Annotated in this window: 10 protein-coding genes and 1 tRNA gene; 10 read left to right on the top strand and 1 reads right to left on the bottom strand. The window is 52.9% G+C overall.

Annotation, left to right across the window (positions count from 1 at the left end):
• The first annotated feature begins 133 nt into the window (after positions 1-133).
• From CA13_RS29940 to CA13_RS29910, 7 genes are all read left to right on the top strand, one after another.
• A complete protein-coding gene (locus CA13_RS29940; RefSeq protein ID WP_419195013.1) occupies positions 134-1,042 on the top strand; it encodes a polysaccharide deacetylase family protein in 909 nt (302 codons plus the stop codon).
• 49 nt (positions 1,043-1,091) lie between these two features.
• Positions 1,092-2,345: a glycosyltransferase family 4 protein gene (locus tag CA13_RS29935; protein ID WP_146402912.1), complete on the top strand. Its 1,254-nt coding sequence runs from the start codon at positions 1,092-1,094 to the stop codon at positions 2,343-2,345.
• Positions 2,346-2,355: 10 nt separating this feature from the next.
• Positions 2,356-2,964: a lysophospholipid acyltransferase family protein gene (locus CA13_RS29930; RefSeq protein WP_146402910.1), complete on the top strand. Its 609-nt coding sequence runs from the start codon at positions 2,356-2,358 to the stop codon at positions 2,962-2,964.
• A gap of 149 nt (positions 2,965-3,113) precedes the next feature.
• Positions 3,114-3,662: a rhomboid family intramembrane serine protease gene (locus CA13_RS29925; protein ID WP_419195012.1), complete on the top strand. Its 549-nt coding sequence runs from the start codon at positions 3,114-3,116 to the stop codon at positions 3,660-3,662.
• Between the two features lie 137 nt (positions 3,663-3,799).
• Positions 3,800-7,144, top strand: a complete 3,345-nt coding sequence (locus CA13_RS29920; RefSeq protein ID WP_146402908.1) for a translocation/assembly module TamB domain-containing protein — start codon at positions 3,800-3,802, stop codon at positions 7,142-7,144.
• A 201-nt stretch (positions 7,145-7,345) separates the two neighbouring features.
• Positions 7,346-8,290 (top strand): serine/threonine-protein kinase, encoded by a 945-nt coding sequence (locus CA13_RS29915; protein ID WP_419195011.1) that lies wholly within the window; start codon positions 7,346-7,348, stop codon positions 8,288-8,290.
• A 131-nt stretch (positions 8,291-8,421) separates the two neighbouring features.
• Positions 8,422-9,186 (top strand): PP2C family protein-serine/threonine phosphatase, encoded by a 765-nt coding sequence (locus tag CA13_RS29910; protein ID WP_419195010.1) that lies wholly within the window; start codon positions 8,422-8,424, stop codon positions 9,184-9,186.
• 88 nt (positions 9,187-9,274) lie between these two features.
• Here the strand turns inward: CA13_RS29910 and CA13_RS29905 are convergent, their stop codons facing one another.
• Positions 9,275-10,450, bottom strand: a complete 1,176-nt coding sequence (locus CA13_RS29905; protein WP_146402904.1) for a hypothetical protein — start codon at positions 10,448-10,450, stop codon at positions 9,275-9,277.
• Between the two features lie 357 nt (positions 10,451-10,807).
• Here CA13_RS29905 and CA13_RS29900 point away from each other — a divergent pair, with 357 nt between their 5' ends.
• The 3 genes from CA13_RS29900 to CA13_RS29890 all read left to right on the top strand — a co-directional run bounded on the left by CA13_RS29900 (position 10,808) and on the right by CA13_RS29890 (position 13,320).
• Positions 10,808-12,667, top strand: coding sequence for a sigma 54-interacting transcriptional regulator (locus CA13_RS29900; RefSeq protein ID WP_146402902.1), 1,860 nt, complete (start codon positions 10,808-10,810; stop codon positions 12,665-12,667).
• 156 nt (positions 12,668-12,823) lie between these two features.
• Entirely contained in the window at positions 12,824-13,180 is a 357-nt protein-coding gene (locus tag CA13_RS29895) for a hypothetical protein (protein WP_146402900.1), read from the top strand.
• A 66-nt stretch (positions 13,181-13,246) separates the two neighbouring features.
• Positions 13,247-13,320 (top strand) — tRNA-Pro (locus CA13_RS29890).
• Positions 13,321-13,638: the final 318 nt, after the last annotated feature.

Below are 13,638 nucleotides of genomic sequence, written 5' to 3'. Positions count from 1 at the left end.
CACGGTTAACCCATGCGGGGGTCCCCACAGGCGATGAACCGAGGTTTCCTTTGGGATCGCAGTTTCTTCGTGGGCTACGGTTGAGCAGGAAGTCTGTTTCGCCCGACGTGCCCGCGATTACCCCAAAATGCACATGAATCCGTTGAAGTCTGCTGCTTTAAGTGCTCGCGTTCTGCTGACATCGCCGGCGCGTCACATTCGCAACCACTGCCTGAGCAAGCAGATGGCTGCGCCGATGTTCGTCCCATTCTATCACCGGGTCGCGGACACCCATCCGAACGATTGGACAATATCAAGAACCGAATTCGAGCGTCATGTTGATTATTGCCAATCGCGGTTCGACATGATCGGGCTCGATGAATTGCAGCGCCGAGTGGACCGAAAAGATTCGCCGTGTCCAAGCGTGACGTTCTCGTTTGATGACGGCTATGCAGAAAACGGTGAGTTTGCGATCCCATTGTTGATCGAGCGCGGCATCCCATGCGTCTACTTTGTTGCCATTGAGCACATTCGTTCACAAACACCCTTTTCGCATGACGTTGATGCAGGCGTCCCCTTGCCCGTTAACACGTTGGCCCAAATTCGCGACATGGCGGACCGTGGAATCGAAATCGGGCTGCACACTCGCAACCACGTTGATTTCTCGAAAGTGACGGACTTACAAACGGTTCATCACGAGATCACAAACGCAACCGAAGAACTTCAAAACATGATCGGACAACGCGTTCGCTATTTCGCGTTTCCCTACGGATTGCCAAAGCACCTAACGCGCGTTGCCATCGACGCTGTCGACGAAGCGGGAATGGATGGTTTTTGCAGTGCCTTTGGTGCCTATAACACGGTCGGCCGCGATTCGTTCCACATTCGCCGTTTCCATGGTGACCCCTGTTTTGCTCGATTCCAAAATTGGCTTTCGTTCGACCCCTCGAAACTGCGCAGCGAACCGATGATCCCGTATACGATTGGGCATGGTGAGTCAAAGCAGGACTATGGGAACGAAGAAGTGGAAGCGAAACTCACATGCGAAGCCCTAATCCGATAAGCTCGCCCGACAAATTTGCGACGCACACACAATCCCCACTTGCATTTCGATGTTTAAAAAACTCCCATCACGCTCCGATCGCAAACCGCTTCGGTGCCTTTTCGTCATCACCAGCATGCCAGTCGGCGGAGCAGAAACGTTGCTCGTCAACTTGATGCGCCGGATGGACCCAGCCGTGATGGTTCCCGAAGTTGCCTGCTTGAAAGAAGCCGGACCACTCGGGGAACAGATCGCCGATGAATTTTCGCTGCATACGGATCTATTAAGCGGGAAATACGATTTGCGAATTTTACCACGTTTGATTCGTTTGATGCGAAAGCGGCAGATCGACGTCGTTGTTACCGTCGGCGCGGGCGACAAAATGTTCTGGGGCCGGATGGCGGCGAAATTGGCGGGAGTGCCCGTGATCGCTTCGGCACTTCATTCCACAGGTTGGCCCGACGGCGTTGGAAGGCTGAATCGAACCTTGACGCGTGTCACCGATGCGTTCATTGCGGTAGCCGATTCGCATGGTGAATTTCTACGAGACTTCGAACACTTTCCTGCCGAAAAAGTCCATGTGATTCGTAATGGCATCGATTGCGATCGTTTTAAACCAAACGACCAAGCACGATCGACTCTGCTCAGCGAACTCGGGCTAGCACCCGACACGGCGATCATTGGTATCGTCGCAGCGTTGAGAAGCGAAAAAAACCACGAAATGTTCGTCCGAGCTGCCGGGAAAACGAGCCAGCGAAACCCCAATGCACACTGGGTCATCATCGGCGACGGGCCGGAGCGATCAACGATCGAGCGAGTTCGTGACGAGTTGAACTTGAATGACCGCGTTCACCTGCTCGGCACGCGCCATGACACGCCTGAGCTAGTCGCGGCGATGGACGTTTTCGCATTGTCGTCACTAAACGAAGCGTCACCCGTTTCCATTCTCGAGGCGCTGGCATGTGGCGTTCCCGTGGTGGCGACCGATGTTGGATCGGTTTCCGAATCAGTGGTAAACGGTGAAACAGGTTACTTGGTTCCGTCGAAAGATGTCGACGCCATGGCCGAAGTCATTTCCCGCTTGCTAGAGTGTACCGATCAGGCAAAACGAATGGGTAAACAGGGACGCGAACGAGTACTCGAAACCGGGTCCCTAACTGCCATGGTCCGCGGATACGAGACGCTCGCGACCGATTTGTACGATGCAAAAGTGGAAGCATGTCTTGCTAAGAATCCGGCAACGACCAGGCAATCCGAATTGACGATGTTCGCCGGACAGGGTTCTCGTCCGTTGCCGCTTCGCAAAACGTCGCTGGGCAAGTAGACTTTCTGGAATGACAATCACGAGTCATTTCATCGTACTGCTGGCCAAAATGTTCAGTGGGTTCACCGTTCGCTGGGTCGATTGCCAGCCGGATACCTGTCAACGCATCTATTTTGCCAATCACACTAGCCACCTCGACGCCGTCGTGTTGTGGTCGGCTCTCCCACGCGAAGTCCGAGCGGTCACACGTCCTGTCGCGGCCAAAGACTATTGGTCATCGGGGTGGCTCAAGCCTCACCTCGCTCGCAGTTTCAACGCGATGTTGATTGATCGCAAAGAGATCAAAGTGCATCGCAGTCCGATCGATTCAATGTTGCAACAAATGGGCGACGTTTACTCCTTGATCGTGTTTCCCGAAGGAGGCCGTTCGTCGAGCGATACGGAGATGGCAGAGTTCAAGAGCGGGCTCTATTATATGGGAAAGAAACGACCCGATCTTGAATTGGTGCCGGTCTACATCGACAACGTCAACCGGATATTGCCGCGGGGTGAAGTGTTGCCGGTACCGCTGCTGAGCTGTATCACAATCGGCCCCCCCATTTTCCTCGAAGCCGGAGAGCCCAAAACCGCATTTCTGAAACGAGCAAGGGATGCCGTGAAACGGCTGAAGGATAAGTAAATTTTTGGTGTCCTCTTGTCGTTGCTAAGGATTCGTCGTTGCTCAAAACTGGTTGCTCACATCATGCAAGCTCCCGGCGTGTTGGGCGACTTAAGCCCGGACACCAACATGCACCGTTGTGCTTCCAACCGAACCTATAGGAAGAATTTGTGAAAAAAGATGCCTATCCAATCGTAGTTCTGTTGTTGGTAATGTGGTTGGTTCGAATCGTTGATGTGATCATTCCCGCGGACTTGAACCATTTTGGGCTACAACCACGGACGCTGCACGGTGTCTTCGGCGTCGGCCTGATGCCCTTTTTGCACGCAGGCTTTGGGCATCTGATTTCGAATACCATTCCGCTGGCAATTCTACTCGGTTTGACAGTCGCTTCACGGCACCGCGCGTGGCCCATCATCGTCACCATCGTGATTGGTGGCGGATTGTTGCTATGGTGTTTTGGCCGCACAGCGAACCACATCGGAGCCAGCGGATTAGTGTTCGGGTTGATCGCTTACCTTATCACCGTCGGCATCAGGGAAAAGCAATTTGTGTCGATGGGAGTGGCACTGTTGGTCGGATTTCTATTTGGATCGACGCTTATTTTTGGCGTCATCCCTAGTTTCGGCTCCACGGTATCCTGGGACGGCCACCTTTTCGGAGCGATCAGCGGCATCTTGGTGGGAATTTGGACCTCGCGAACTGGAATTCAGCAATAGAACGGCAGTTCGATCTTGGGTTGTTAGCGGAATAACGCTAAAATCCAACCTTGAGATGGTTGGAAGTTCTCGATTTCGCTTGCGCCGCCGCAAGCTGAAGGCTGAACTCCAATTTGATTATGCACAAGGATGTGCTCTTGACCGAGAACCGATTCTCACCGCTTGACGTTCCACGCCGCGTTCACAAAACGCTGCGTCGGTATTGGCTCGCCATCACGATTTCGGCGGCGTTTGTCGTCTTATTCGTCGGCACATTGTTCGCGATCACGCCAAAGGTCATCAGCCGTTCGTCGCTCGGGCCTGCACTCCTTTCACGCGTGCTCGCTCGGCATGGGCTTTCCATTGAGTCACAGTATTTTCGAATCGGTTGGACAACGCCGCTTCGTTTGTCTGGCGTTCGATTAACAGGCAACTCGGGCGAAAACAAATACTTCATCGGACAAATCGATTCCGACCTGACGCTCGCCCATCTGATCGGATTGTCGAGTCACTCCATCGGCGCGGTAACCATTCATAGTGTGGACGTTCATTGCAAAATACGCCACGACAAATGCACATTGGAAGACGACTTCGGGACAATACTCAACACAAACAAATCGAGCCTTCAACGGCCAAGCGGCCATGTCAAAATCCAACGCATTCGCATCCATGTCATGGACGAGACAACGGGATCGACATGGCAAATTGCTAAATCGAAACTCGACATTACATTTGCCGGCGATAAGATCGTCGCGAATGCATCGGGAGAGTTGTCCAATCCATCGACGGACGACCGCGTCATCGGATCCTTTGAAGGTTCCCTCACGATCACAGACGGCACAATCAATGCGAAAGCGATTCGAATCAATACCGATATAGGCTCGGTCGCCTTCGACGGTTCGTTCGATCGGACGCTAACGTTTGCTGGTTTGTATTCCGATCCAATCAATACGCTCGAAACACTTGATGGCGTTTTGGCATTGAACGTCGACCTGCCGATGCTAGATGCGGCGATCCCCAAACGATTCCCATCGCTATTCCATTTACCCGCTGATTCGAAAATCAAATCCGGTCATCTCTTTGCCACGATCAAATCCAACGCCTCGCAACAAAAGGAAGTCACGCTAGGAACAAGTCCCATCATCATCCGGAGCTTCGATGCCGATGTCGCTATCGAGCCGCTCGACATACAAGCGACCGTCGTCCATGACGAGCATGCATGGACTTGTGACCAATTCCGTTTGGAGAGCCAATTTGTCAATGCGACTGGCGCAGGGTCGCCGACCCACGGCTCAGCGAAACTTCAATTGAACCTGGACCGGATCGCGACGATGCTACGCCCGATCACGCGGTTGTCAAACAATAGTCTGTCCGGCGCCATCGACGGGAATTTCGCCTGGCATGAAACGGGCCAAGACCAATGGCAATGGACGGGCGAAGCAACCGCAACGAACTTTCATCTCCAATTGGACGACGAACAGCCGATCAATCAAAAGCAGGCCAAATGGAACGTCGATCTTTGTGGCCGGTTCCGAGACCAAGTGATGGTGGAACTGCGAGATGCCAATGTGACATTTCGTGGCGACGATTTGAATTTGCAGGCCCAATTAGTTCGACCCGTTTCCCATCCGACGCAAGTCTCACATTTCCCGTTGCAGATCGAAGCATCCGGTGGACTCGAACCCTTGGAGCATCTGCTAAAGAGGACGGTCTTGGAACAATCGATTCTGTCTGAACTGCATGACGCAACAGGCACATTCACAGCGGTCGTTCAAGGTGAGTTTGGTCGCAGCAGTGGGCGATTGGACAAAGCGACGATCGAGCTAGCCGATGTTGGCATTGTGTATAAAGATCGTAGCTTGAGCGATCCGAACATCAAGATCGCTTTTGACGGCAATTTCACGTGGCCCTCAGGCGATTGGAAGGCCACAGGTTGCACCATTCGCGGGGATTCGATTTCTGCGTCGATACGAGGACAAGCCGATCAGCAGGATCTTGACTTGGTGGTCGATTGGCAATGCAAATTGGATGGCGATCAGCTTAAACCTACTGAGCCCAAGCATGAAGCAACGACTAAGTCTTGGCAATCGCAGCAACCTACTCGATGGTACCGCCCGGTTGGCTATCGATTTACTCAAAAACATGCAATTCACAATCAACACATCGAAGGTGACTTTGGCGGAAAGGTCAAAGTCAAACGCATTGGAAACAAGATTGTCTACGACACGGAAATATCCGGCCGCGATGTTTCTCTGGTCGAATCTTCACACGGTCGCTCGGACGCCGCAGTGGCTACGTCCATCGCATCACATCACCGCGAACCAACGCCCGGCCGTATCATCGCCCGCGCCGTCAGTGATTCGCCCAAAGAGCGGATTGTTTGGTCCGAACCGGTTCTGAAGATCGAGGGTGTCATTCAGTATGACCCGACCACTCACTGTGCGATTGCAAAGAAGGTTCAAATCGCTGGGCACTGGTTTTCTTCGACACTCACCGGCAAAGCCAACTGGAAAAACCAAGACGCCAATATGGAGCTCAACGGACCAGCGCGACTCGACATGCATCAACTAGGCCAACGGTTAAGTCGGCTTGCGGGCACACCAATCGAGATTACCGGAATTCATCAGGCGCCGATCACGCTCAACCTCCAACGTACCGCCGGCGGATCGGTCGGATTTGACTTGAGTGGCGAATTAAAATGGGAAGCAATCACCAGTTCAGGGATAAAGATCGGCGCGGCTGCGATTCCGTTTCGCATGAGCGAGTCTCGCATAAAAATCGCGTCCACCAAACTTCAAGTGGATGACAGTCAATTCACGATTGGCGCCGAGGTTTGTTACCGGCCAGGACCAGTCATCGTTCGTCTCGATCCAGGGGTTGTTTCGGAGTCAATGAAGTTAAGCGACGAGACAAGCCAACGCTTGCTAAAGTTCATCGCGCCACCCGTGTCGCGGGTCGACAGCGTCGACGGTTGCTTTGGCTTCGAGCTTGATGAGGCGACGATCAACCTGGACAAACCCGAACGGAGCCGAGTCGTAGGTCGATTAGTGATTGAAAGAGCCAATATTTCTCTAAGCCCAATGGCAAAACAGATCATGGAGGTTGCCAAGAAAGTCCAAGCAATCGCACGGGACCACGAACTTCCCACAACAGGTCTTTCACAAGATCTCGTAACATTGCCGAAACAGATGGTCGAGTTCGATCTCGATTTCGCTGTACTGCATAACCAAGGGGTAAAAATCAACATCGGTGACACCAGTGTGGTGACGCGAGGCGGCGTGAGATTGGATGGTCAATTGAATATGATTGCCAAAGTGCCGCGAACCGCGTTGGCTTTGAGCCGAAACGTGGATGCCCACGAAAGAGAGCATGCCCACGCAAGCGATTTCATTTATTTGCCGATCTCCGGCACGATTTACAATCCAGTCATTTCGCCAACGGGGGTCAGCAATGTCGCGGCAATTCTGAGCAATCGAGCCCTCTTCGAAGCGACGGAGCATTAGCTGTTTTATTCGTTGAGGAATACCAAGTTACGCCACACAGTAGGCTGCCGACGCATTCAAGGACATCGCTGGAACACGACAAACATTCCAGTTCCCAACGCGACTTGTTGACGACGACAAGGCCTCCTCTCTTAGCTGGACGCGATAATCAACGCCACGTTGGCAAGTGATCCAGAAAACTGCTGAAAAAGTCTTCCCGTTTTGAATTCGGTAATCAATAATGTCAAACGGTCGAAATCGGGCTTTCGCATTCACAAATGCGTTGGTGTTTCGCCCCTTGGTCCTGATGGCAATCCCATTCTCGGTTTCGTTCCCAACTTAATGCACTCTAAACGGAAAACCTCTCTCCGCGTCGGTTCGCGGCTTGGTAAATATCGTATCGAACGACGCTTGGGCGTCGGCGGGTTTGCGACCGTCTATGCGGCCTTCGATACAGTACTTGGGATTAAAGTGGCGTTAAAGATTCCCACACCCGAATTGGTCTCCGAGGCACTCTTAGAAGAGTTCCGTCGCGAGGCACGATTGACGATTCAATTCGATCACCCAAACATCTTACCGATCCGCGACGCCACCTTCATTGATGACCACTTTGTCATTATCACCCCACTCGCCGAGCGTACCCTCGATGACCGGCTAAAAAAACGAATGGGGTTCGAGTTGGCGTTTGACCTCCTGAGACAGCTTCTTGATGGTGTCGCCTATGCTCATGAACATGCCGTGATCCACTGTGACATTAAGCCCGAAAACGTGCTGATGTTTGACGACAACCATATCCGCTTGGCTGATTTCGGGATTGCCAAAGCAGCCCAAAAAACGATCTCGGGTTCAGGGACGGGGACAATTGGCTACATGGCTCCGGAACAAGCGATGGGCAAACCGTCCACTCGGAGTGATGTTTTTTCAATCGGATTGATCGCGTATCGCTTTTTCTCAAGCAAATGGCCTGAATATCCGTTTGAGTGGCCGCTTGCAGGGAATGCAACACTGCGGCGGCGTGCGCATGGCGATCTAATCGCTGTAATACGCAAATCGCTTGCAATCAAACCCCGCCAACGGTACCGGGATGCAGGCCAAATGCTTTCTGCATTCGAGCGAACTCGCACGAAAGCGATTCGCTACGCTCGCCGGCATCGTGCGACAAGCTAGAATTAATGGACCTAAGATTCCGACGGGATTTTTCGTTCAAGAATTGCCTCTAAACTTTACGTTTGTACATACACGAAGCCATGCTGACCACGATCTCCAAAACAGAGTGCGAGTTCTTCGTTGAAAGCGACATGCAAAAGTCGCAATCGCTGGAAATATCATCGGGCCGGATCATCGCATTGGCAAAGCGTTGTCCTGGAAAAGAAGAGCCGAATGATGATAGCGCCGTTGTGGTCCAAACAATTGGCGGCGCGATCATCATGGCCGTTGCGGATGGAGTCGGCGGATGTCCGCTCGGTTACAAAGCATCCGCGATCGCGGTTCACTGTGTCGCCGAATCGGTCCTTGAAGCCGAACCGGGTGCCGACTTACGCCCCGCGATTTTGGATGGGATTGAAAAGGCCAACCACGACATTTTGGATCTTGGTGTCGGAGCGGCAACAACCCTGTCGGTAGTCGAAATTGTTGACCAGAGAGCTCGCGTCTATACCGTCGGCGATTCGATGGCCATGATCGTCGGCCAACGCGGTGTCTTGAAATGGAAATCGACATCGCATTCACCGGTCGGTTACTTAGTCGAATCTGGACTACTCGACGAAGAATCCGCCATGACACATGACGAGCGCCACATCGTCTCCAACTTGGTTGGCTCTGCTACCATGCACATCGGCGTCGGCCCCTCGCGGCCACTCTCACGACGCGACCGCGTCATTTTGGCCAGCGACGGATTGTTCGACAATCTGCACATTTCCGAAGTGGTCGAAACGATCAAAAACGGCGATCCCAACAAGCGAATGGAAAACCTCGCCGCATTGTCGAGCAGTAGGATGGATGGCCAAGACCCGCAATTGCCTGGCAAGCCCGACGACCTCACCGTGCTTCTGTTCACGCAGTGAGTAGATGCCCCGGCATGCGAAACCTATGCATGTCGTTGCCCGTGCGCCGCCCACTTTCGCTACCCTCATTGGCGAGCGGCCCCTGCGCCTAAGATTGATCCAACTCGCCCGCCCTGCGTTTTCGCTCCGCATCGACCAATTCATCGATTCGCTTTCGGATCGCTTTACGATCATCCGGATTGGCTTTGGAATAACCGATTTCTTCAAGAATAAACCCTTGCAAAGGATGTTTCTCGTCGCTGGGGAAACCCATTTCCGTAATCGGACCGTTGTATAGCAAGCGCGCGATCGTAATCATCGCAGCGTCCCCAATCATCGTCTCGCTGATATCGCCCGCGACAATCGATTGCGAAGCGATTAGACGAGTATCATCAAGGAAATGGGCAACCAATTCGGTGTCATCGCGATCTCCGTATTGCGAAATCGCTTGCAAGGCGGTCGCGATCGTATTGGCAGCGGTCGATTCAACCAGCGTTTTTTCCGCAATTGGCAACACCGAGGGTAATTGCCAATTCATCGCAAAGAAAATCATCTCTTCGCGATTCGCTAGACTCGATCGATTGACCCAAATTCCGACCAACTCGTCGATCGGCCCGCTCAATTGCATATCGCGGTGAAGTCTCGATCCCTCCGATTGTCTCAGGATCGACAACAGCAAACTCTCGTTACTTTCACTGACAGGCACAGCGGCATCGATCGCTGGCAAAAGTAACGCAACAATATCTGCACGCGTGGCCGGTTGAAATTGCTCATACATCCGCGACGACACTCGCCCGACCGCCACTTCCATCGCGACATAGCGATCGCGACTCGCACCCGCCAACGACTTCGTCACTTCCGGATGAGCCAACATTATCTCGACAAACAATTCGCGCACACCAATCGAATCCCCCATCAACATCGCAACCCGATTCCAACCGTCGAAGGAAACATCTTTCCCCGCCAGAAACGCTTCGATGTGCGCTCGCATATCGCCTTCGGTTAGTTGACGAATCAATTTTCCAGCACGTAACCGAACTTCCGCATCCGCCGTTTGCTCGGACGCCTCTTGAAGCACTGGAATCGCGTCAAGGCCGAGATCGGCCAAATGGGCCGCCGCGCTTTCTCGTTCTGCAAATTTATTGGCACCAAGTTGCTTCACCCACAGAGCGATTTGCGCGGTATCGATTTTCTGTTCCCCGATGTCCTCTGCCAAAGCAGGAAGTGGAAAACATGCGAATACCGCAAACAGACTTACCGCCGCACACACATGTACAGTAGGCAAGAAGAGGTTAGGTTTGAAAGTGACCATGAATAACACGGGTTCTCGAGAGCGGACATTCAACGCAAATGACTTTCTAACACGAAACAAACAGAATTCACGCACATTCTAGCAACCTAACGCATAGAGATCCCTCGGGCGATAGGAAATTCAATTGTCGGACCGACCGAGCCCGTTTTGCCGGTAAACGCACCAACCGATTGGCTCAGGGCAAATATTTTTTTTTATGAAACACCACAGAGGCCTGCTTTTGTCTTATTATGAGACAACCAGGGCAGACATTGAGACGCCTGTACCTTGCATTAACCGTATCTCAATTGGAGCGTTGAAACCAACGCCCGTGGAAGCGACGACGACGCGATGACAGCTTACTTAACGGTGCGGACCGGCCCCGAAAAGGGACGCCAATTCACCCTCGATCCCGACCGGCCGATGCACATCGGCCGCGGCAAAAACTGCGAAATCATGCTGACGGATCCGATCAGCAGCCGATTCCATGCGGTCATTTATCGGGAAGAAGGTGGATGGCAACTGCGGGATACGAGTAGCCGAAACGGGACGCTCGTTAACGGCCAAAAAACGGATCATGCTCGCTTGGTGCATCAAAACACTCTCAAAATCGGATCGACGGAATTGGAATTGGTCGAAACCGAAAAAGACACAGCCGACGAAATGTCCCTGACGGACACTTACAATCCCGACGACTTAAAATTTGAAAAGAGCTGGCTTCCCGACGATGAAGACCCTCTCGCTCAGGTCGCCGCGACGGGATGTCTGATTGACCTCTACTCGCTCAGCCTCAGTCTACTGCGGTCTCGCGACGCCGATGAGGTCATTGACACCCTGATCAAACTTCTCAAGGACCGAACCGAATCGGATGTGGTTGGATTGACCTTTGACTCGGGTGACGGTCAATTGAAACCGCGCCGCGTAGAACCTCCTGATTCAGAGGACGCCGTCGTCATCGAAAAATCTCTGATGCGACGGCTTGCCCGCGACGGAGAAGCAATCTGGATCAATGATGCATCGCGAAGTGATCCGGAACTCGAGTCTCACGCAACCCCCAAAGAAAATTCCAAACGAGCCAGCGGCAAGCATTGGGCCGACATCATCTATGCGCCGTTGGTCTGTGATGGATCAAGCCTGGGTGTGCTGCAATTGTATCGTCGCAAGCCCAAATACACTCCGGAACACTTTGAACTTGTTGTCGCGGCCGCTCGGTTATTGGCCATCGGCCTGAGTCAAGCCTTTGAACGCGACTCTCTTAAAGCGGAACGCAACCGCATCGCCGATCGCAATGCCGATTCCGATGAACTGATTGGTTCGAGCCCTGTGATGGTGAAATTGAAGGAACGAATCTCTCGCGTCGGCACTGCAAGCGGCTCGGTATTGATCCGAGGCGAAAGTGGAGTAGGGAAAGAATTGGTGGCCCGCGCCGTCCATCGGGCCAGCCGCCGAGCGAAACGCCCGATGTTGACAGTCAATTGCGCCGCGATTCCCCATGATTTGATTGAAAGCCAATTGTTCGGGCATCGCAAAGGATCGTTTACCGGTGCGGACAACGATCACGATGGATGGTTCCAACAAGCCGATACAGGTACGTTGTTTCTCGACGAAATCGGCGAATTGACACTCGAAGGACAAGCCAAGCTGCTAAGGATTCTCGAAGGCCACCCGTTCCTGCCGGTGGGTGCTACGAAAGAGGTGTTGGTGGATGTGCGTGTGATCGCGGCGACCAACCGCGACTTGGCAGAATTCGTTCGTGAGAAACGGTTTCGCGAAGACCTGTTTTATCGGCTGAGCGTGTTTGAATTGGTGGTGCCGCCGCTTCGTGAACGCGGCAAAGACATCAAATTGTTGATGGAACATTTTCTCGATCATTTTTGCCGCCAACATGGTCGTCCCGCGCTGACAATTAGTGACGAAGCCCGGGACCGTCTGCTGGAATATGCGTGGCCCGGTAACGTCCGGCAACTTCGCAATGTGATCGATAGTGCCGTCGTCATGGCGGACGATCCAACGATTGAAAGCGGTGATCTTGGACTACGGGACGCTGGACTCAGTCGTCTCGATACATTGCGACTAGACGAATGGGAACAGCGTTTGATTCGCAAAGCCATCGAACGAACGGGCGGCAGTGTACCCGAGGCGGCGAAATTATTGGGGATCAGCCGAGCGACGGCCTATCGGAAAATGACCGAATACGAAATTGACCGCTAACTGGGGGCTGACACCCTTACAGAGTGGTTTCCGACTGCGAGAACCGTTATCCTAGGAGTTACAAGTCCCCGTTCAGCGAGTATTTCGATGATGGAGTATATGCGCTGACAACGATTTCTACTGGTTTTTCATAGTCACCTATGCGGAGCGTCAACGATGCGAGACGAGTATCATGGCTGGGACGAGGAAGACGAACAGAAGGGAACCTGGAAATTTGCCAACGTCCATGGTTACAAGAAAGAGGAAGATTGCTTCGTTATCGACCACTTTGGTGATCGACCAAAAGTAAGAGAAGTCATTTCCGCGATGATGGCGGCGACGAAGCAATTTAAGTGCAAGCTACACGTCTTGAAATCCGATTCAACCACACCGACGCTGGATAAGCTTTCCGATGCTTCGATGTTAAAGATGGCGCCTGTTCGCGGCAGTGAACACGTGGACGAAGTTGGGATTTTGTCCATCCGAGCCACACCACCGCCAAAACCCAAACCATGGTGGAAAATTTGGAGCTAGAGTCCTCACCTACTGTTGACGAGTTCACCACAAAATCCGACGATAACAGCAACAAATCACACATATCGGGGTGTGGCTCAGCCTGGTAGAGCGCTGCGTTCGGGACGCAGAGGTCGCAAGTTCAAATCTTGTCGCCCCGACTTGAATTCAAAACAGCTCGTCGCGTTCGTTCGCCGCGAGCTGTTTTTCGTTTGGTGCGAGTGAGTTACGCAAACCATGAAGCCCAAATCAGTCAGTTCAAACGGGTGACAGTTTTCAGGGTGCGACGAAGGGCAATTGCTCGAACCTACTGGCAGGTCCGAAGTTACGGAGTTCAAATCCAGTCGCCACTCTCGGCGTTCGTCAGTCTGGTTCGAGTCCTATCCGGGGAGCTCTCCTGTCTCAATCCGAACCAAACCCTCGGTCACAAATGTCTTGTGGCCGAGGGTTTGTTGTTTTTCTGAGTTCGATGCGTGAAT

Origin of the sequence: Novipirellula herctigrandis, from assembly GCA_007859835.1 — a bacterium.
Classification (GTDB): domain Bacteria; phylum Planctomycetota; class Planctomycetia; order Pirellulales; family Pirellulaceae; genus Novipirellula_A; species Novipirellula_A herctigrandis.
The sequence above is the reverse complement of the archived record's forward strand: the minus strand, read 5'-3'. Positions and strand labels throughout refer to the sequence as shown.

Bases quoted from the DNA above. Each gene is read 5' to 3' on its own strand.
- CA13_RS29930 (WP_146402910.1), top strand. From the start codon at position 2,356: ATGACAATCACGAGTCATTTCATCGTACTGCTGGCCAAAATGTTCAGT.
- CA13_RS29940 (WP_419195013.1), top strand. From the start codon at position 134: ATGAATCCGTTGAAGTCTGCTGCTTTAAGTGCTCGCGTTCTGCTGACA.
- CA13_RS29895 (WP_146402900.1), top strand. From the start codon at position 12,824: ATGCGAGACGAGTATCATGGCTGGGACGAGGAAGACGAACAGAAGGGA.
- CA13_RS29935 (WP_146402912.1), top strand. From the start codon at position 1,092: ATGTTTAAAAAACTCCCATCACGCTCCGATCGCAAACCGCTTCGGTGC.
- CA13_RS29900 (WP_146402902.1), top strand. From the start codon at position 10,808: ATGACAGCTTACTTAACGGTGCGGACCGGCCCCGAAAAGGGACGCCAA.
- CA13_RS29910 (WP_419195010.1), top strand. From the start codon at position 8,422: ATGCAAAAGTCGCAATCGCTGGAAATATCATCGGGCCGGATCATCGCA.